This is a genomic window from Scytonema sp. UIC 10036 (genome assembly GCF_009725235.1).
In genome coordinates, this window is sequence record NZ_WJFC01000080.1 from 16,348 (window position 1) to 38,875 (window position 22,528).

Sequence of the window (22,528 nt, forward strand, 5' to 3'; positions counted from 1 at the left end):
TCAATTTGGTGTTGTTTGAGAGCGAATAGCACTGTACAAAAAGGCTGAAATATGAAAGCTAAAGGATGAAAGAAATTGGTGGGCGAGAACGCTCACCATTCTTCATAACCTATCAAGCTCAAGCTGATGGATATGAAAAAATGATTGCAGATTGATTCTGACTAATTTTTTCAATTGACTCAACTGTTAAATTATCTTTGTATGCAAGAAATTGTGATTGGTTCTGCTCATTCTGTTGATGGTTTTTCTGCTTTAACTGAGCAGGAGAAACATAAAATGTTAGTGGAATGGAATGATACAACGGTAGATTATCCCAAACATTTGTGTATACATCAGTTATTTGAAGCACAAGTGGAAAAAACTCCAGACAGTATTGCTGTCGTCTTCAATGAGCAGAAATTTACCTATCAAGAGTTGAACCACCGAGCTAACAAACTAGCGCATTATCTGCAATCTTTGGGTGTAGGAACAGAAGTTCTGGTAGGGATTTGCGTTGAGCGCTCTTGGGAAATGGTAGTGGGGAACTTAGCTATTCTCAAGGCGGGTGGAGCTTATGTGCCGCTAGATCCAACGTATCCTCAAGAACGTCTGAGCTTCATGGTATCAGATTCGCAGGTGCAGGTGCTGTTGACGCAGGGAAAGTTTGTTGCAGGGTTTAGCGAAAGCGGCGTGAAGACGGTTTGTCTGGATACTGACTGGGAATTGCTCGATCGCCACAGCCAAGAGAACCCTACTACCGACGTAACGGCGGAAAACCTAGCTTATGTTATTTACACATCTGGTTCTACAGGAACACCAAAGGGAGTTGCTGTACCGCATCGGGCTGTCAATCGACTAGTATGCAACACGAACTACGTGCAGTTAGACAAGAGCGATGCCTGCGGCGGTAAACTACGTATTGCCCAAGCCTCAAATGCTTCCTTTGACGCAGCCACTTTCGAGATCTGGGGTGCTCTCCTGCACGGTGCTAAGCTGGTCATTGTTCCCCAAAATGTTGTGCTTTCGCCCCACCATTTCGCAACGTACATTCGCGAACAAAAGATTGATGTATTATTCTTGACCCCAGCCTTATTTAATCGCTTAGCAAGCATTGTTCCCGACGCATTTAAAAACCTGCGATACTTGTTAATTGGCGGCGACGCTTTAGATCCCAAGTCGGTTAAAACGGTTCTGAGGAATGAACCGCCACAGCAATTGCTAAATGCTTATGGTCCGACCGAGAGTACAACATTCTCATGTTGGTACCTAGTGCAAGACGTTGCAGAAGGAGCAACTCATTTGCCAATTGGTCGCCCGATTTCCAATACACAAATATATATACTGGACTCCAAACTTCAACCAGTCCCTATTGGGACTCCTGGCGAATTATACATTGGCGGCGACGGCTTAGCACGAGGCTACCTCAACCGCCCAAAGTTAACTGAAGAAAAATTCATTCCCAATCCCTTTAGAAGAAGCAGGGGAGCAGGGGAGCAGGGGAGCAGGGAAGCTCAGGAAGACCAATCCTGTTCTGAACGGCTTTACAAAACAGGTGATTTAGCCCGCTTCTTACCGGATGGCACTATTATCTTCATTGGTCGAGTTGATAGTCAAGTGAAGATTCGCGGCTTCCGCATTGAATTAGGAGAAATTGAGGCGCTTTTGAGTCAAAACCCAGATGTAAGTCAGGTAGCAGTCATCGCCCGTGAAGATGTTCCCGGTGATAAGCGCCTTGTTGCCTATATTGTCCTTAACCAAAAATCGGAAGCAAACGCTAGTACCCTAAAACGCTTCCTTGAAGAAAAGCTGCCCAATTACATGGTGCCAGCAGTTTTTGTAATTCTCGACTCTTTACCCCTTACCTCTAATGGTAAGGTGGATCGTAAAAACCTTCCAGTCCCCGAGCGCTCGCGCCCCGATCTCGAAGAAAGCTTCATCGCGCCGAGTCATCCAATTGAAGAGAAGTTAGCGCTCATCTGGGCTGAGTTACTCAGACTCGAACAAATTGGAGTCAACGATAATTTTTTCCATCTGGGGGGTCATTCCCTAATTGCAACTCAAATGCTTTCTCGCGTGCGCGAAGTATTCCAAGTCGAGTTATCCTTTCACCAGATATTTGAAAACCCCACCATAGGGAGTTTAGCTCAACTCATAGCACAAGGTCACCCAGAGCAACAATGGCAACGTCTTGCTATAGAAAGAATTTCTCATGAAGGATTCTTGCCCGTTTCCTTTGCCCAAGAGCGAGTGTACTTCATCCAGCAATTGGCTCCAGAAAGTAACGCCTACCAATTCCAGGCAACTCTGAGATTTCACGGTCAGCTAGATGTAGCAGTACTACAACGGTGTCTCAATGAGATTGTGCTGCGTCATGAAATCTTTCGCACGACTTATCCAGCAATCAATGGGCGGCTATTTCAGGTCATTCACCCACACCAACCAATTGATTTTATCGCGATCGACCTCCAGTCATTCCCTGAAACCGAGCGTGAAGCCCAGGCTCAGAAGGTAGTTGAGACAGAAGTGCAGAAGCCTTTTGACTTGAATCAACTACCATTAGTAAGGTGGGTGTTGTTGAAGTTGAGCGATTGCGAACACCTGTTGCTCCACATCGAACATCACATGGTTCATGATGGTTGGTCATTCAACGTCTTTCTGGGTGAGTTAATACAATTTTATCAAGCATTCTCTTTGAGTCATCCTTCCCCGCTTTCCGAACCACTCTTGCAGTTCGCGGACTTTGCCAGTTGGCAGCGACAGTGGGTCAAAAGCCAAGAAGCCCAAGCCCAACTGGCTTACTGGCAACAGAAGTTATCAGGCAGTTCACCGCTGTTGGAATTACCATTAGACCGCCCGCGACCAACAGAGCAAACTTACCAAGGCGATCAAATCAGGATCGAACTTCCTATCGACTTGTGTGAATCGCTCAGAGTTCTCAGTCGTCGAGAGGGTTGTACCCTCTTCATGACGATGCTGGCAGCGTTTCTAGTCATCTTGCATCGATATTCAGGGCAAGACGACATTAGCGTAGGCACGGCTGTTGCCAATCGGCGGATGCGTGAGGTTGAGGGGTTAATTGGCATGATGGTCAATAACTTGGTTTTACGCACCAATTTGTCAGGCAATCCCACGTTTCGGGAATTACTGAGTCGAGTGTGCCAAGTGACCCTGGAAGCTTATGCTAACGAAGACCTACCCTTTGATAAAGTGGTGGAAGTTCTCAAGCCAATACGCAACTTGAGCCACAATCCCCTGTTTCAAGTGATGTTCAGCTTCCATGATTCCCCCATGCCAAACTTGAGTCTCCCTGGTTTGGACATCAGCTTGCACGAACCAATCGGCAACAAATCTTCAAAGTTCGATTTGGATTTCCTAGTCATACCGCGCTTTGAACAAAGCGTGCAGAACGGTTCTAAAACAGGAGCCAAGGGCATCACGCTGGTCTTAGAATATAACAGCGACCTCTTCGATACTGCCACAATTCAACGGATGCTAGAGCAGTATCAAATCGTACTGAAGGGAATTATTGCTAACCCAGAGCAGCAGATTGGAGAATTACCTCTGTTAACTCAGTTTGAACAACAGTTGTTAGTGAAATGGAATCAAACACACAGGGAATATCCTGGAACTGAGTGTATCCATCAGTTATTTGCAGAGCGAGTGGAGCGAGCCTCCTTCGGAGGAGCTTCGCTAACGCCTCAAGCGGTGGCAGTAGAGCAGTCAGGTCAACAATTAACATACCGTGAATTGAGCGATCGCGCCAATCAACTGGCACACCATTTGCAAAGTTTGGGAGTCAAACCAGAAACCCTAGTTGGCATCTGCGTTGACCGTTCCCTGGACGCGATCGTTGGCTTACTCGGCATTCTCAAAGCAGGTGGTGCTTATGTTCCCCTCGACCCTGCTTATCCCCAGGAGCGACTGGCTGACATTCTCCAAGATACGCAACTGAGGATTCTGCTGACTCAAGAAAGATTCCGGTCTCAGCTACCAGATTATACCGGAAAAACAATCTGTTTGGATACGGACTGGTCAGTTATCAGTCAACACAGTACAGCCAATCCGACGAGTGACGTTCAACTCCACAACCTTGCCTACATTATTTACACCTCTGGTTCCACAGGCAAACCCAAGGGAGTGGCCATCGAACATCGGTCGCTGAGAAATTTTGTCATGACCGCCATCCATGAATATGGAATTGATGCAAGCAATCGCATTCTCCAATTTGCCTCCATCTGCTTTGATACATCCATTGAAGAAATTTTTCCTACTCTATTAGTGGGTGCAACATTAGTGCTCCGCACCGAACAGATGTTGCACTCCAGTGATGAATTTTGGCGATGTTGCCAAGAATGGCAGTTAACTGTTTTGGATCTGCCTACAGCATACTGGCATCAATTGGTAGCAGAACTTAACCCTCAAGACTCGCGAATTCCAGCAAGTTTAAGAATAGCGATCGTTGGAGGAGAAGAAGCTCAAGTAGAAAAAGTCAAGCATTGGTATCATAGTGTTGCTCATCTCCCCTATCCTCCCCGATTATTTAATAGCTACGGACCAACGGAAGCAACAGTTATCACCACCCTACACCACCTCAATTCCTCAACCGCCACCTCTGTTCCAATTGGAAGACCCATAAGCAATGCTCAAGTTTATATTTTAGATCGATATTTGCAAAGAGTACCCATAGGAGTTGCTGGAGAACTGCACATTGCCGGAGCAGGATTAGCAAGAGGATATTGGCAACGTCCTGAACTCACGGCAGAAAAATTTATCGAAAATCCCTTTGACAATCCCCAATCCAAAATCCAAAATCCAAAATCCAAAATCCAAAATCCAAAATTATACAAAACAGGGGATTTAGCAAAATTTCGAGCAGATGGCACTTTAGAATATCTTGGTCGAGTTGACGATCAAGTGAAGGTGCGGGGCTTCCGCATTGAGTTGGGAGAAATTGAGACAATACTGCGTCAACATCCACAGGTATTTCAAGCTGTTGTCATTGCCCGTGAAGATATACCCGGACAAAAGCGCCTAGTAGCTTATATCGTACCGCACCAACCGCAACCAACCACCGATGAATGCCGCCATTTCCTCAAGCAGAAATTGCCTAATTACATGGTGCCCTCAGCGTTCGTTCTGCTAAAAACGCTGCCCATGACACCCAACCAGAAGGTAGACTACCGCGCCCTTCCAGCCCCCGACTTTTCTCGCAGTGTCGAAGATACATTTATTGCTCCGCGCACACTTACAGAAGAGAAATTAGCGGCAATCTGGTCAGAAATCTTAAGACTAGAAAAAGTCGGCATCCACGATAACTTTTTTGAATTGGGTGGAGACTCTATCCTCAGCATTCAAATCATTTCCCGTGCCAATCAGGCAGGTATCCAAATTGCTCCCAAACAGTTATTTAAGTACCAAACCATTGCTGAGTTAGCTGTTGTGGCAGGTATCACTCGCTCTGTCAAAGCCGAGCAGGGGTTAGTGACTGGTAAGATAGTGCTGACACCAATCCAGCAGTGGTTTTTCGAGCAAAAATTATCCGAACCTCATTACTTTAATCAGTCAGTCCTACTAGAAGTGCCACCAGAATTGACACGCAAGAAACTGCAGCAAATCGTGCAACAATTGTTACTGCATCATGATGCCCTGCGTCTGCGGTTTGTGCGGGAAGGAGACCACTGGCAGCAAATTAACGCCGCCGAGGAAACCCTGCTATTGAGTGTTTTTGACATATCACACTTGTCACCAGAAGCACAAGAAATAGCGATAAATGCTTCGAATGCAGAACTTCAAGCTAGTCTGAACTTATCGACTGGCCCGATCGCACGAGTGGCGCTGTTTCAATTGGGCAACAATCAACCAGGTCGGTTACTGTTTATTATCCATCACCTAGCAGTAGATGGAATCTCCTGGCGGATTTTGCTCGAAGACTTGGCTACTGCTTACCAGCAAGTGAGTCGTGGTGAAGCTATTAAACTACCACCAAAGACAACTTCCTTCCAATATTGGAGCGATCGCCTGATAGAATACGGACAATCAGAGGTGCTCCTCAGAGAGTTGGACTACTGGCTGAGTGAGTCTAATTTTAAAGTACCCGCATTGCCAGTAGATTATCTTTCAGCCACAGAAGACAACACCATAGACTCAACCGCTACTGTGTCACTTTCTTTAAGTGAAGAACAGACCCGCGCCCTATTGCAAGATGTACCTTCTGCCTACAACACTCAAATTAATGATGTGCTGTTGACTGCTCTAGTACAAAGTTTTGCCCAATGGACAGGAGAAAGTTCTTTAGTCGTTGATTTAGAAGGACATGGACGGGAAGACTTATTTGAGGATGTGGATTTGTCGCGCACTTTGGGTTGGTTTACCACGTTGTTCCCCATTTGCCTACAGCTAGAAGAAGTTGACCATCCAGGGGAGATTTTAAAGTCAGTCAAAGAACAACTGCGGCATATTCCTAACCGAGGTATTGGTTATGGTGTGTTACGTTATTTGAACAAAAACGCTGCGATACGCAAAAAACTACAGGCGTTACCTCAAGCACAAGTGAGTTTTAACTACCTCGGTCAGTTCGATCGGGTGCTATTAGCATCTGAGATGTTGGGTTTGGTTAAAGAATTTAAAGCCGAACAGAGCTTATTGAATCGTCGCAGCCATTTGTTAGGAATCAGTGGATTCATTCGTGGAGGAAAACTAGAAATGACTTGGGCTTACAGCGAGAAAGTTCACAACAAAGACACCATTGAACGTTTGGCTTTTGGATTTATGGAGGCATTAAAAATTCTGATTGCTCACTGTAAGTCCCCAGAATCACAAGGCTATACCCCTTCTGACTTTTCAGCTGCCAAACTCAATCAAAAACAGCTTGATAAATTTTTAACCAAAATTAACAAAGATAAAAGTTAGTTGTTAATTGTTAGTTGTTAGTTGTTATTTTCATAATGCCCAATTCCCAATTCCCAATGTCCAATTCCCAATCCCATGAAAAATATTGAAGACCTTTATGAACTATCACCGATGCAACAGGGTATGCTCTTTCATACCCTTTATGCGCCAAAATCAGAACTTTATTTCGAGCAGTTGGTTTGCACTCTCTCTGGGGAATTGAACGTTCCTGCATTTCAACAAGCTTGGCAACAGGTTGCTGCGCGACACCCAGTTTTACGCAGTTCTTTTTATTGGGAAGAGATAGAAAAGCCTTTGCAAATGGTGAGCAAGCAAGTCGAACTTCCCTGGGTGGAACTGGATTGGCGTCATTTAACACCCAACGAACAACAACAGCATCTAGAGGATTTTCTCAAAAGCGATCGCCAAAAAGGTTTCGAGCTAGATGTTGCTCCCCTGATGCGCTTTACTGTCATCCACCTAAAGGAACAGACTTACCAATTTATTTGGAGCCATCATCATATTCTCTTTGATGGTTGGTCGATGCAGATTGTCCTTAAAGAAGTTTTAGCTCTTTATGAAGCCAATCATCGAGGCGAACATTTACACCTGCTTCCGGCTCGCCCCTATCGAGAGTATATTGATTGGTTACAACAACAGGATAGCGATCGGGCAAAGAATTTTTGGCAACAAAATCTGCAGGGGTTTGAGGCTCCTACCTCTTTAGGAGGGAATAGGGGACAGGGGATAGGGGACAGGGAAGAAAGAAGATACGATGAGCACCTTTTTCAATTATCTCAAACATTAACTGACAAACTGCAAGATGCGGCGCGACAGCACCATTTAACCTTGAATAATTTAGTGCAAGGGGCATGGGGGTTGCTCCTTTCCCGGTACAGTGGGGAAAGCGATGTGGTCTTTGGGGCAACTGTATCGGGTCGCCCACCGAAGTTGACGGGAGTGGATTCAATAGTCGGGCTATTAATCAACACCATCCCCATACGAGTACAAGTTACAGCCAAGACAGAATTATTGCTCTGGCTCAAGAATTTACAAACCCAAGCACTTGAGCAGGAACAGTATGCTTACTTCTCCCTAGCGGAAATTCAACGCCTCAGTGACGTTACCCCAGGAATTTCATTGTTCGAGAGCCTTTTAGTATTTGAGAATTATCCGCTTGATTCTACCAAAAAAGAAAGCAAAAAAACTTTAGAAATTAACCATCTTCGTTGTTTTGAACGCACGAATTATCCTTTAACGGTAGTGATTAATCCAGGCTCGCAGTTGTCTGGCAGGATTATCTACGATACCAGTCGCTTCGAGGAACAAACAATTGCCCGTGCGATCGGACATTTCCAAACGTTGTTAGAAGGAATGACAGCCAGTCTACAACAAGAGATTTCCCAATTATCTCTGCTTAGTAGAGCCGAAGAAGAACAAATAATTTTGCTAGAGAATCAACAAAAAATAGATTCTATTCATTATAAATGTATTCATAGTTTATTTGAAGAACAGGTAGAAAAAACTCCCAAGGCAGTCGCAGTTGTGTATGAAAAGCAAAACTTAACGTATCGGGAGTTGAATAACCGTGCCAATCAATTAGCCCATTACCTACAAGCGTTGGGAGTTAAACCCGAAGTGCGAGTGGGAATTTGTGTCGAGCGATCGCCTTTAATGGTAATAGGAATACTTGCTATTCTCAAAGCGGGTGGGGTGTATGTTCCTCTAGATCCGGCTTATCCTTCCGAAAGACTGGCGTTTATGTTAGGAGATGTACAGGCATCCATCTTACTCACACAAACTCATTTGTGCGATCGCCTTCCCATCCAAAATCAAACTGTAGTGAATCTTGATTCAGATTGGGAAATAATTGCTCAATACAAAGAAGAAAATTTATCCACTGAAGTAATCTGTGAAAATTTAGCTTATATCATTTATACCTCTGGCTCAACGGGAACACCAAAAGGAACAGAAGTTCCTCATCGTAGCTTCATTGGTTTTATGTTTGGGGTTGATTACATTCACCTTGATGCAGAGCTAGTTTGGTTACAACATTCATCCATTTCCTGGGATGGACTAACCCTAGAACTATGGCCACCCCTGCTTTATGGGGGGCGTTGCGTGCTTTACCCAGATAAAATTCCCACACCAGAAGGCTTAAGCCGCATTATTCAAGAGCAAGGAGTGAACACCCTGTTTTTGACTACGGCTTTATTCAATCTTACAATTGATAAAATGCCGGAAGGTTTGTCAGGAGTGAAACAACTGCTGTTTGGAGGTGAAGTTGTTTCTATACTTCATGTTCGTCGCGCCTTGGAATTATTGCCCAAAACCCAAATTATTCATGCTTATGGTCCTTCGGAATGTACAGTTTTCACTTCTTGTTACCCGCTCCCCAAACAACTTCCTCAAAATGTCCGTTCAATTCCCATCGGAAAACCCATTGGCGACAGGACAGTGTATTTACTGGATAGTGATTTACGCAGGGTTCCTCTTGAGGTTCCTGGAGAACTTTATGTGGGTGGAACAAGTGTTGCTAGAGGTTACTTAAATCAACCAACATTAACCCGTGAAAAATTTATTCCCAATCCTTTTGTTGAGGGTGAAACGCTTTACAAAACAGGGGATTTAGCCCGCCATCTTCCTGATGGAAATCTGGAATTTATAGGTCGAATTGATACACAAGTAAAAATTCGGGGTTTCCGCATTGAATTAGAAGAAATTGAAGCGGTTTTAATTCAACATCCAGATGTAAAGCAAGTCTTGGTTGTTGTGCGGGAAGATGAGCCTGCAAACAAGTATTTGGTTGCTTATCTTCTGAGTGAGAATGCACCAACTGTAGGGGCACAAGGCATTGCGCCCCTACTGCGAAAATTCCTTAAGAACAAGCTACCCGGTTACATGATTCCTAGTGCTTTCGTGTTTCTTGAGGAATTCCCTCTAACGCCTAATGGTAAGATAAATCGCCGTGCTTTACCTGCTCCGGATATTTCTCAAAGAAATCTAGAAGTTGATTTTGTTGCTCCTCGCACGCCGAGCGAACAAGAATTAGCCAAAATTTGGGCTGAAGTTCTTCGATTAAAACAGGTTGGAATTTATGATAATTTTTTTGAATTAGGAGGACATTCTTTATTGGCAACTCAAGTTGTTTCTCGATTAAGAGAAGCTTTTGCTATTGATTTTCCTTTGCGCGAGCTGTTTGACAATCCAACGATTGCTGAGCTTGCCCAAAAAGTGAGCGATCGGCAATTGGAACAGGCAGAAAATGATGCCTTAGAAGAGATTTTAGGGGAAGTTGATGATTTATCAGAGGAGGAAGTCATGCAGCAATTACTTCTTTAAATTTAGATTTTAAAAATTATGAAAAATTTTATTTCCACTCTTCTCTCTGCGCTCTCTGCGTCTCTGCGGTTAAAAAGTAATTTATTGAACCGCAGAGGACGCAGAGGACACAGAGGTAAGAGGTGAGAGAGTTAACGAGCAATTAGTATGAGGATTTATTATGAGCGATATAAGAAAACGTCTTGAAACTCTGTCACCAGAAAAGCGGGAATTAGTCCTACAAAAACTGAAAAAGCAACAGCAATCTCCCCAAAACGATCGCAGGCTAACTCCTCTGCTTACCGTATCGCGGGAACAACCTCTTCCTCTCTCTTTTGCCCAACAAAGATTGTGGTTTCTCGACCAATTAGAAGGCGAAAACTGTGTCTATAATATCCCGTTTTTCTGGCAAATTAGCGGCTTTCTGAATACAAGTGCTTTAGAACAAGCTATTAGGGAAATTGTTCAACGTCATGAGGTATTACGCACGACTTTCTCAGTTGTTGATGGAGTCCCAATACAGGTAATTCACGCTCATCCCCAACTGATGATACAAGTGCTGGACTGGCGACAATTGACGGAAAAAGATCGGTTAAGCAAAGCGCAGCAGTTAGCTACAGCAGAATTGCAACAACCTTTTGATTTATCAAATCCGCCTTTGCTGCGGGTAAAGTTGTTGCAATTGGCTGACCTATCCCATCTGCTGTTGCTTGTCATCCATCATATTGTTTGTGATGGTTGGTCAATGAACATATTCCGCCGTGAATTGTTCACCCTTTATACTGCGTTTTGCGCTAAGGAACCGTCTCCCTTACCTGAATTACCGCTACAGTATGCTGATTTTGCCCACTGGCAAAGACAATGGTTACAGGGTGAGGTACTTCAAACCCAACTCAATTACTGGCAAAAACAATTAGCCACCGCCCCGCCCCTGTTAGAATTACCTACAGATCGACCCCGCCCTTCAGTTCAAAGTTTCAGGGGGCGTAGTATCTTCTTACAACTCGATCGAGATTTAACACAGAAACTGAAGCGTTTGAGTCAGGAGTCCGGAACTACCCTGTTTATGACTTTACTGGCTGCATTTATGCTCTTACTGTCGCGCTATAGCGGACAAGAGGATATTGTCGTTGGTTCTGCGATCGCCAATCGCAACCGTCGGGAAATAGAACCACTGATTGGCTTTTTTGTCAATACTCTAGCTTTGCGTACTCACTTGCAAGGGAATCCAACCTTCTCAGAATTACTTGACCGGGTGAAGCAAGTCACTCTGGATGCTTATGACCACCAAGACTTACCCTTTGAGAAATTAGTCGATGAACTGGGTAAGGAGCGATCGCTTTCTCACCATCCTCTGTTTCAAGTGGCTTTTAGCTTGCAAAATGAATCCGAGCAAAAACTGGAAATCAATGGATTAAATGTTACCCGTTTTCAGTGGGAAAATACAACAACTGTGTTGGATTTATTGGTGACGTTTCGCGAAACGCTCCAGGGATTGAGAGGAGAATGGGAATATGCAACAGATTTGTTTGAAGCTAAAACCATTCAACGGATGGCGGGACATTTTGAAGTTCTGCTTGGGGGAATTGTTGAGAACCTAAACCAACCTATTAATACTCTGCCTTTGATGACAGTGGCGGAACTTCTGCAACTACAACGCTGGAATCAAACTCAAACCGACTACTCTTTTCCCGCCCAAAGAATACTTATTAATAACCGCAGAGGCGCAGAGTACGCAGAGAAAGAGAGAGGTAATTTAAGAGCGGTTCGGGAGTATCTCGTCAATCAAACTTTGGTTGACCTATTTGAAGCTCAAGTTGAAAAAAACCCTAATCATCTCGCTTTGGTGTTTGAATCCCAAAGCCTCACTTACGAGCAACTGAATCAAAAAGCTAACCAACTGGCTCATTATTTAATTCAAAATTACCACATTCAGCCAGACACTTTAATTGGTATCTGCGTTGAACGGTCTAGTGAGATGATTATTGGTGTACTCGGTATCCTTAAAGCAGGTGGGGCTTATGTACCGATTGACCCCAATTATCCCCAAGAACGGATTCAGTTCATGTTAGAAGATGCTGGGACATCGGTGTTGTTAACCCAAAGTTTCCTCACTGACCAATTACTTGGCGCGAACACCTTACACCCACATAAAGTCATTTGTTTAGATGAGGCAACTTTTGCCTCTGAATCAACAGATAATCCTAGTCCCCAAAGTACGCCTGATAATTTAGCTTACGTCATCTACACCTCTGGTTCCACCGGACAACCTAAAGGGGTAATGATTGAGCATCGCGCAATTGTCAATCTCAGCTTGGCTTGGGCTAACACTTTTCAAGTTCAACCCCAAAGCCGTTTGCTTCAGTTTGGGTCTTTTAGTTTCGATCTCTCTGTGGCGGAAATTGCGACTACCTTCGTCACTGGTGCGTGCTTGTATCTTGCCAACAAAGACACCTTGTTACCCAGTCAAATCTTGGTTGACTTCTTAACTGAGCACAAAATTACCCACAGCTTTTTGTCTCCTTCAGCCTTATCTGTCTTACCTAAAGCTACCTTGAGTGATTTGCAATGCTTAACCGTTGGTGGTGAGGCTTGCCCTGCAGAATTAGTGGCACAATGGTCAAGGGGACGGTGTTTCTTCAATTGCTACGGACCGACGGAAGCGACGGTGAATGCGGCGGTAGCTCAATGTCAACCCAATGGCAAAAAACCACCCATCGGTAAACCGTTACCCAATATCCGCATTTACATTTTAGATGCACGCCATCAACCATTACCCCCTGGAATACCAGGAGAATTGTGCATTGCTGGCGTTGGTTTAGCAAGAGGCTATCTCAACCGTCCTGAAATCACTGCCGAAAAATTCTTGGAAGTGGAATTATTTGGGAAAACTGAGCGAATTTACAAAACGGGTGACTTGGCAAGATGGTTGTACGATGGGAACTTAGAATACTTAGGACGCATTGACAACCAAGTAAAACTGCGGGGCTTCCGTATCGAATTGGGTGAAATTGAATCGCTATTATTGCATTATCCATCAGTTACAGAAGCTATCGTTATTTTATATCAAAATGATAATAATCCTATATTAGTGGCATATGTTACGGCGGCAGAAAAATCTGTCAATTTAAGGGCTCAACTTAAGGACTACCTCAAAACACGGCTGCCGAATTATATGGTTCCCAGCCAGATTATGGTATTGGATAAGTTGCCCCTGACCCCTAACGGCAAACTCGATCGGCGATCGCTACCAACACCAGATATAGCTACTTCTGTAGAGAAAGAAATGCCAGTCACTCCAACAGAAGAACTGCTGGCTATTTTATGGCAATCTCTCTTAAAAACTCCCTCTGTTGGTCGTCAAGATAACTTTTTTGAACTGGGCGGACATTCTCTATTAGCTACCCAATTGGTGGCTCGTATTCGTGATAGTTTTGGGGTAGAATTGCCTGTCCGCAAGGTATTTGAGCAGAGCGTTTTGTCTGAGTTAGCAACAGAAATTGACGCCTTGGGCGCAAGGCATTGCGCCCCTACTTACGCCCTGAACGCAACGCTTTGCGCCCCTACCCCCATCGCACCGCAACCGGAAAATGAACCCAAAGTTCTGTCCTTCGCCCAATCGAGACTCTGGTTTTTAGACCAACTTGAGGGGAAGGGAACCTCGGCTACCTACAATATGCCAATCGCTCTGCAACTTGAGGGCAATTTGAATATAGAAGCGTTGCGTGCAAGTTTTGCCTATGTCCTCAAACGCCATGCAAGTTTACGCACATATTTTCCAGTCTTAGAAGGAAAAGCTCAAGTACTCGTCCATAATCCAGAGGATATAGAAGTGCTGGAGATTGTAGATTTACAAGAACTCGATCTCCAGACTCGAGCAGAAACGGTACAACGGTTAGCCGATAGCCATGCCCAAGAACCCTTTGATTTAAATACTGGCCCCCTGTTCAAAGCAAAACTGCTACAACTACAACAGCAGAAATATGTACTGCTTGTTAATATGCACCACATTATCAGCGATGGCTGGTCAATGGGTGTATTTAAGCGGGAATGGCAACAAGCTTACTGTGCTTTCGCTCAAGGTCAAGCCCCGAATTGGGAGGAGTTACCGATTCAGTATAGCGATTATGCAGCTTGGCAGCGCAGTTGGTTACAAGGGCATATTTTGAAAAGTCAGGAAAATTACTGGTTTCAACAACTTAGCGGTGCTCCCCGATTGCTGAATTTGCCTACCGATCGTCCCCGCCCCACTTCCCAAAGTTATCAGGGTGGGCGCGAGGAATATCCTTTGAGTAATGAACTGACTCAGAAACTTAAGATAGTGAGTCGAAAACATGGGGTTAGTTTGTTTATGACCCTGTTAACGGCTTTTAGTATTTTATTATCTCGTTACAGCCGCCAAGAAGACTTATGTGTCGGTACTGCGATCGCTAACCGCACTCATAGCTACACAGAAGGGTTAATTGGCTTTTTTGTCAATACCTTAGTATTGCGGAGTAAAGTCAATCCAGAGCAAGGATTTAGCGAGTTACTTCAACAAACTCGCCAAACTTGCTTAGATGCTTATGCTCATCAAGATATTCCCTTTGAGTATTTGGTAGAACAGTTACAACCAGAACGCAGCCTGAGTCATAACCCCTTATTCCAAGTCATGATGGTGTTGCAAAACACGGAAAGTGCGGGGACGAATGTTAGTTTACCTCTGCTTGATATTCAATACTTGGAGCAAAGTTATCCATTTGCCAAGTTTGATTTAACACTGGATCTTTGCGAAAGGGACAACCAACTGCACTGTATGTGGGAATATGCCACCGATCTATTTGAGGCTGAAACGATTAGGCGCATGGCAGAACACTTTGAAGTTTTGCTCGAAGCGATTGCCCAAAATCCCCAACAGTCCATCGGTACGCTACCCTTAATAACAGCATCAGAAATCCAACAACTGCAAGTTTGGAATCAAACCGATATCGATTATCCTCAAGACCAGACTCTGGTGACTTTGTTTGAACAACAGGTGGCAAAAACTCCCGATAAAATTGCAGTAGTTTTTGAAGATCGCAGCCTCAGCTATCAAGAACTCAATCAAAAAGCCAATCAGCTTGCTCATTACCTGTTGCAACTTAAAAGAGAAAAACAGTTACCGAATAATCCACCGATCGCGATCTGCGTAGAGCGATCGCTGTTAATGGTCATTGGTATATTCGCTATCCTCAAAGCAGGTGGGGCTTACGTACCGATCGATCCCAATTATCCCCAAGAACGCATTCATTTAATGCTTGAAGATAGTCATGCTTGTGTATTACTAACAACAAACTCTATTAAAAAGCAACTTCCCCTAGAAAAACTGCAAAATCCCTGTCAAGCCGTGTGTCTGGAGCAAGAAACATGGTGCGATGCTTCCAGAGAGAGCCGTCCAAGGGGCGATCGCTCAACAGAGAATCCCAACTTACAAAGTAGCCCTCACGATCTGGCTTATGTCATGTATACTTCTGGTTCCACAGGGCGACCTAAAGGTGTTGCCATTTCCCACTATAGTCCGGTGGTTCTGCTCGGGTGGGCGCATTCCGTCTTTAGCACAGAACAGCTTGCAGGAGTTTTAGCATCAACCTCAATTTGTTTCGACCTCTCTATTTTTGAAATTTTTGTCCCACTGACTCAAGGTGGTAGTGTTATTGTAGTTGAAAATGCACTCTATATTGAGCAAGCACGTAAGAGTATTGTACCGATTACGCTGATTAATACTGTACCAAGTGCTGCTGTTGAATTGCTAAATATAAATGTGATTCCAGCAAGTGTCCGAGTTATCAATTTAGCTGGCGAACCATTAAAAAATAGTTTGGTACAAGCTTTATATCAAAGCACATCTGTGACAGCAGTTTATAATCTCTACGGTCCTTCTGAAGACACGACTTATTCTACTTTTACAAAAGTTGCTAAAAATGCTCAGCATGAACCAACTATCGGTAAGCCGATCGCCAATACCCGCATTTATATTTTAGATAGCTACAACCAACCCCTTGCTCCTGGCATTCCTGGAGAACTCTGTATTGCAGGTACAGGTTTAGCACGGGATTATTTGAACCGTCCCGATCTGAGCGCTGAAAAATTCATTAACCTTAACTTGTTCGACCAAACTGAGCGGGTTTATAAAACTGGCGATCTAGCCCGTTGGTTACCTGACGGCAATTTGCAATACTTAGGTCGCATTGATAATCAGATCAAACTCCGTGGTTTTCGCATTGAGTTGGGTGAGATTGAAGCATCATTAGTCAAACATCCAAAAATTCAGGAAGCTGTTGTCATTGTACGAGAAGATAGCGATCGAGATCGTTGTCTGGTAGCATATATTGTCCCAACACCAACAGAGGATGAAGATTTCCAAAGTCAACAGGTAGCCTGTTGGCAAAAAGTATTCAATGATACTTACTTTAAAAACCTGAATTCATTAGACGATCCAACTCTCAATCTAGCGGGCTGGAATGACAGATATACGGGAAAACCGTATTCCAAAGCGGCGATGCAAGAATGGAGAGATACGATAGTTGACCAAATTCTAGAACTTGAACCAAAACGAGTTTGGGAAATTGGTTGCGGTACGGGGATGTTATTGTTTAAAATTGCACCTTATTGTCAGCATTATCTAGGGACAGATTTTTCACCAAGCGCATTGCAGTATATTGAACAACATCTCAAAGGAGAATCTTTTCATGACAGAGTGACCTTAAAAGCCAGTGCAGCCCACCAGTTTGACGGGATTGAAACAGGTGCTTATGACTTAGCGATCGTGAATTCTGTCATTCAGTATTTTCCCTCCTTGGATTACTTTTTGGAAGTTTTGGAGGGGGCTGTTAATGCTGTCGCGAAGCACGGAGCAATCTTTATTGGGGATGTGCGAAATCTCAATCTGCTGGAAGCATTTCACACGACAGTTGAGTTTTATCGTGCCCCCGATGACTTATCGATTCAGGACTTGCGTCAACACGTTCAAAAAAGCATAAATACTGAAAGCCAATTACTCATTGATCCCGATTTCTTTATTGCCCTCAAACAAAAATTTCCTCGGATTAGTCAGGTGGAGATTCAATTGCAACGAGGTTACGCTCAAACGGAGATGAGCCGTTTTCGTTATAACGTTATTTTACATTTGGATCGGGCAGATATTCCCTTGGCTAAACCCGAATGGTTAGATTGGCAAAGCCATCAACAGTTAAATCTGGAAACAATCGAGAGAATTTTAACGACTCAGCAACCGGATTTGCTAGGCATCAAGGATATTCCCAATGCTCGTCTGACTTCGGAAATGGTGCTGTTAAAACAAATTGCTCAATTAGATGGTACTGTTTTAGATTTGAAAGTAGCTGTTGCACAAGCCCAATTAGGGATAGAACCTGAAGCATTCCGAACTTTAGTGCAAAATTTACCTTATACGCCTTTTATACAATATAGCTCCACAGGGTTTTCCTATTACGATGTTGTTTTTCAAAGGAATATTCCCGGACAGGTGGCAGTACCACGATTTGCAACAAAGGAAAATTTCCGGTTGAAACCTTGGCAACATTACGCAAATCAACCGTTACAACATCACACAAATCAAGTCGATTCAGTATTATTAGCCGAATGGCGAGATTTTCTGAAAAAAAATCTCCCCGAATACATGATTCCCAGTCATTTTATAGTATTAGAACGACTGCCACTCACACCAAATGGAAAAGTAGACCGCAAAGCTTTGCCTGCAATAGATACAGCAGTTTCATCAACAGACATTGAATTGCCCGTAACACCGACAGAAAAATTGCTAGCTCAATTATGGGCAAAGTTGCTGAAACATGAAGCGATTAGCCGCCAAGATAACTTCTTCAACTTGGGGGGACATTCCCTATTAGCCACTCAATTATGCGCCCGTATCCGCAACATATTCAAAATAGAATTGCCACTGCGTAAAATATTTGAGTACCCCACCCTCAGCGAATTGGCAAATTATCTCGATACTTGCATTTGGGTTAATTCCGCCGCCGTAGATATGCAACCTTTAAACTCAGACGAAGAGGAAATTGAACTATGAGACAAAACGAGCAAGTAGTTTCTTTAATGCTTCGTTTGCAGAACATAGGCTGTCGAATTTGGGCTGAAGATGATAAGTTACGAATTCGTACTAGCAAAAACGCCCTCACTTCCGAGCTGAAGCAGGAAATTCAAACCAACAAAGCGGATATATTAGCATTCTTAAATGCTGCCAAAGCCAGAACTGTCATGGCAGAGGAAATTCCCCTCATGAGCGCTGATGAACCAAAACTCCTTTCCTATGCTCAACAACGTCTGTGGTTGTTAGCACAACTCCAAGGATCGTCAGCAACTTACAATATGCCGATAGCGTTACAACTGGAAGGCGACCTCAATATTGACGCCCTGCGCTCTAGTTTAGCTTATCTGCTTAACCGTCATGCCAGTCTTAGGATGTGTTTTCCTACAGTTGCGGGACAACCTCAAGTTGTTATCAAAAATTTAGACGAAATCGAAGTTCTAACGATAAAATCAGGAACTGGCGATTGGGGACTGGGGACTAGGGACAGGGAAGTTTTACTAATCCAAAATCCAAAATCCAAAATCCAAAATTCAAAATCCAAAATCCAAAATCCAAAATCCCTCCAGAGTCTAATTGATGCTCATGCTCATGAACCGTTGGACTTAAATACTGGTCCTTTGTTTAAAGCAAAACTGCTGCAACTGGAGGAGGAGAAATATGTGTTGCTTGTTAATATGCATCATATTGTCAGTGACGGCTGGTCAATAGGGGTGTTTGTCCGGGAGTTAAGGCAAGCTTATACCGCCTTTGCCCAAGGTCAAACCCCAAACCTGGCTCCCCTACCCATTCAATACAGCGATTACGCAAACTGGCAACGAAATTGGTTACAAGGGGAGGTATTAGAAAACCAGATCGACTATTGGAAAAATCAACTCAAGGATGCTTCCCCATTACTGGAATTACCTACCGATTATCCTCGCCCAGCACAGCAAAGCTACCGAGGTACACGCTATCTCTACTCTCTCACGCTGGAATTAAGCACTGCCATTAAAACCTTCAGCCAACAACAAGGGGTAAGCGTGTTTATGACCTTGTTGGCAGCTTTTAGTATTCTGCTTTCTCGTTACAGTCGCCAAAACGATCTGTGTATTGGTTCTCCCATTGCTAACCGTACTCACAGCCAAACGGAAGGATTAATTGGCTTTTTTGTCAATACATTGGTACTGCGTAACCAAATCAACCCCGAACAAAGTTTTATTGAGTTCCTGCAACAAACTCGCCACACTTGTTTAGATGCTTATGCTCATCAAGATATTCCTTTTGAACTTCTGGTAGAAAGGTTACAACCAGAGCGCAGCATGAGCCATAATCCCTTATTCCAAGTCATGTTGGCGCTGGAAAATAATGAAAGCCCGAACCTAAGTTTGCCAGGACTGGAGATTCAATGGCTCGGCTCAACCTGTCCGTTTGCTAAGTTTGACATAACACTTCTGGTTATAGAATCTGACAACCAATTAAATTGCTCTTGGGAATACGCTACAGATCTCTTTGAGAAGAGTACCATACAACGAATGGCGGAACAGTTTGAAGTTCTGCTTAAGGGAATTGTCGATCGCCCAAACGAACCTATCAAGACTCTGCCTTTAATGACCGTGGCAGAACTTGTGCAACTACAGCGCTGGAATCAAACTCACACCGATTATCCTCTCAATCAAACTTTAGTTGACCTGTTTGAAGCTCAAGTTGAAAAAAATCGCGATCGTTTTGCTTTGGTGTTTGAATCCCAAAGCTTAACGTACCAGCAATTGAATCAAAAAGCAAACCAACTGGCTCATTATCTCATTCAAAATTACCAAATTCAGCCAGATACATTAATTGGTATATGCGTTGAACGGTCATTGGAAATGATTGTTGGTGTACTCGGTATCCTTAAAGCGGGTGCTGCTTATGTGCCGATCGATCCCAATTATCCCCAAGAGCGTATTGAGTTTATGCTAAAAGATTCTGGGACATCGGTGTTGTTGACCCAAAGTTCCCTACTAGACCAATTACCACTCACTAAACTGGAAAACTCCCTTCAGATAATTTGTTTAGATCGAGAAACTTTTGCCAAAGAGTTAACAGATAATCCCAGTCCTCAAAGTACACCTCATGATTTAGCGTATGCAATCTATACCTCTGGTTCGACGGGAACACCCAAGGGGGTGGCGATCGAGCATCGAGGACTAGTCAATATGACTTTGGCAGTTGGTCAAATTTTGCAAATTCAACCCCAAAGCCGTTTGCTACAGTTTGCTTCTTTCAGCTTTGATGCTTCAATTTGGGAAATTTCTACTGCCCTCGCCGCAGGTGCTTGTTTATATCTTGCTAAAAAAGAAATCTTGTTACCAAGTCTTGACTTACTACTCTTTTTAAGAGAATGCAAAATTTCCCATGTCACGTTACCTCCTTCAGTCTTATCCCTATTACCTCAAGCAACGTTACCTGATTTGCAAATCGTAGTGACTGCAGGTGAAGCTTGCCCAACAGAATTAGTTACCCGGTGGGCGCAGGGACGGCGTTTTTTTAATGGCTACGGACCGACGGAATCTACAGTTTGTGCAAGTATCGCTCTTTGTGAACCAAATGGCAAAAAACCGTCCATCGGTCAACCGTTGCCCAATACCCGTATCTACATTTTAGATGCAAACAATCAACCGTTAACCCTAGGAATACCAGGAGAATTGTGTATCGCTGGCGTTGGTTTAGCAAGAGGCTATCTCAATCGTCTTGAAACTACCAAGGGAAAATTCATTGAAGTGGAATTATTTGGCAAAACTGAGCGAATATACAAAACTGGTGATCTGGCACGATGGTTGCACGACGGTAACTTAGAATACATGGGTCGTATTGACGACCAAATTAAACTCAGGGGCTTTAGAATTGAACTCGGTGAGATTGAATCAATTTTGTTACAATATCCATCAGTTAAAGAAGCAGCTGTCACCTTATATAAAACTGAGAGAAACCAGAGTTTAATTGCCTACGTAACGGGAATTACCACCAATCTATCTACCCAACTTAAAAATCATCTCAAATCCCGTCTGCCAGATTACATGGTACCCGCTCAGATCGTGGTACTAAATAAGTTGCCTCTCACTCCCAATGGCAAAATTGACCGTAAAGCTTTACCTGCTCCCAATATTGGCGTTGAAGGCTCATATGAAGCTCCACGCAACGAAGTTGAAAAACAACTAGCACAGATATGGTCTGCTGTACTCGAACGTCAAGAAATTGGGATTCACGATCGCTTTTTCGACTTGGGTGGTCATTCTTTATTGGCAATGAAACTGCTCAATAATATTCAAATAGCGTTTGGGCAACAACTTCCCTTAAGCAGTTTATTTCAGAACCCAACTATTGCTCAACTGGCACAACAACTTTGCCATACCCATCAACAGTATCATCCCGATTTACTATCTTTCCAACCCGGTCACTGGTCAGTTGATGGAGATGCAGCCCCTCTATTTTGTCTTCCTGGCGCAAACGGACACGGCTTCTATTTTCGAGATTTGGCAATCAATTTAGGAACTGAACGACCAGTATATGGACTCGAAACACCAGGAAGAGATGGACTTAGCCCGATTCCTAACTCAGTAGCAGCTCATGCGAGCCAACTCATTGAGTTATTACGCCAGCAGCAAGCCAAAAGCCCATACTTATTAGCAGGATACTCTTCGGGTTGTGTTGTTGCTTTTGAAATGGCTGCCCAACTAGAACAGCTTGGTGAAAAGGTAGGTTTACTGGCTCTCTTTGACGCCGGACTAGTTTCTCAGCCTGAGTATTTAACTAATAGAGAAGATATTGATTGGATTTGGCAATTGATTCAACGGATTGAAGCCTTAAAGGGAGTTTCTTTAGGACTGAAATACAATGATTTAGCTACAGAAGTCGATGACCAAGCTCGTTGGGACAAAGCAGCAAAATATTTATACCATCATAATATCCTACCAGAACACTCAACCCTGTCTTTACTCAAAACTAATATGAAAGTGATGAAAATGCTGACACTCAATTACGCAAATTATCGTCCTCACTATCGAATTGCTGCCCCCATAATTTTATTCCGCGCTCGAGAAGTTCATGAGATTCTTTTACAAGAACTCCAAGCTATGTCCGATTACGAGCTACCAGATTGGGGGTGGCAATCTTACACTAAAAAACCTGTCAAAGTGATATCTGTACCTGGAAACCACGGTGGAATGCTTTATGAACCCAATGTAAAAATATTAGCCAAAGAATTACAAGCAGCAATGGTAGAAGCAACAGGGTAGAAAT

4 protein-coding genes are annotated in these 22,528 nt (G+C 43.6%); all 4 read left to right on the top strand.

Annotated elements, in window-relative coordinates:
* Positions 1 to 174: 174 nt before the first annotated feature.
* Complete coding sequence (locus F7734_RS31090; protein WP_243147188.1) at positions 175 to 6,888, top strand: non-ribosomal peptide synthetase; 6,714 nt, start codon at positions 175 to 177, stop codon at positions 6,886 to 6,888.
* Between the two features lie 75 nt (positions 6,889 to 6,963).
* Positions 6,964 to 10,209, top strand: a complete 3,246-nt coding sequence (locus F7734_RS31095; RefSeq protein WP_155748423.1) for a non-ribosomal peptide synthetase — start codon at positions 6,964 to 6,966, stop codon at positions 10,207 to 10,209.
* A 160-nt stretch (positions 10,210 to 10,369) separates the two neighbouring features.
* Positions 10,370 to 18,250, top strand: a complete 7,881-nt coding sequence (locus F7734_RS31100) for a non-ribosomal peptide synthetase (RefSeq protein ID WP_155748424.1) — start codon at positions 10,370 to 10,372, stop codon at positions 18,248 to 18,250.
* Positions 18,247 to 22,524: a non-ribosomal peptide synthetase gene (locus F7734_RS31105; RefSeq protein WP_155748425.1), complete on the top strand. Its 4,278-nt coding sequence runs from the start codon at positions 18,247 to 18,249 to the stop codon at positions 22,522 to 22,524. The genes F7734_RS31100 and F7734_RS31105 overlap by 4 nt, the downstream gene beginning before the upstream one ends.
* Positions 22,525 to 22,528 lie beyond the last annotated feature (4 nt).

Coding starts and splice junctions, on each gene's coding strand:
- F7734_RS31095 (WP_155748423.1), top strand. CDS start 6,964: ATGAAAAATATTGAAGACCTTTATGAACTATCACCGATGCAACAGGGT.
- F7734_RS31100 (WP_155748424.1), top strand. CDS start 10,370: ATGAGCGATATAAGAAAACGTCTTGAAACTCTGTCACCAGAAAAGCGG.
- F7734_RS31105 (WP_155748425.1), top strand. CDS start 18,247: ATGAGACAAAACGAGCAAGTAGTTTCTTTAATGCTTCGTTTGCAGAAC.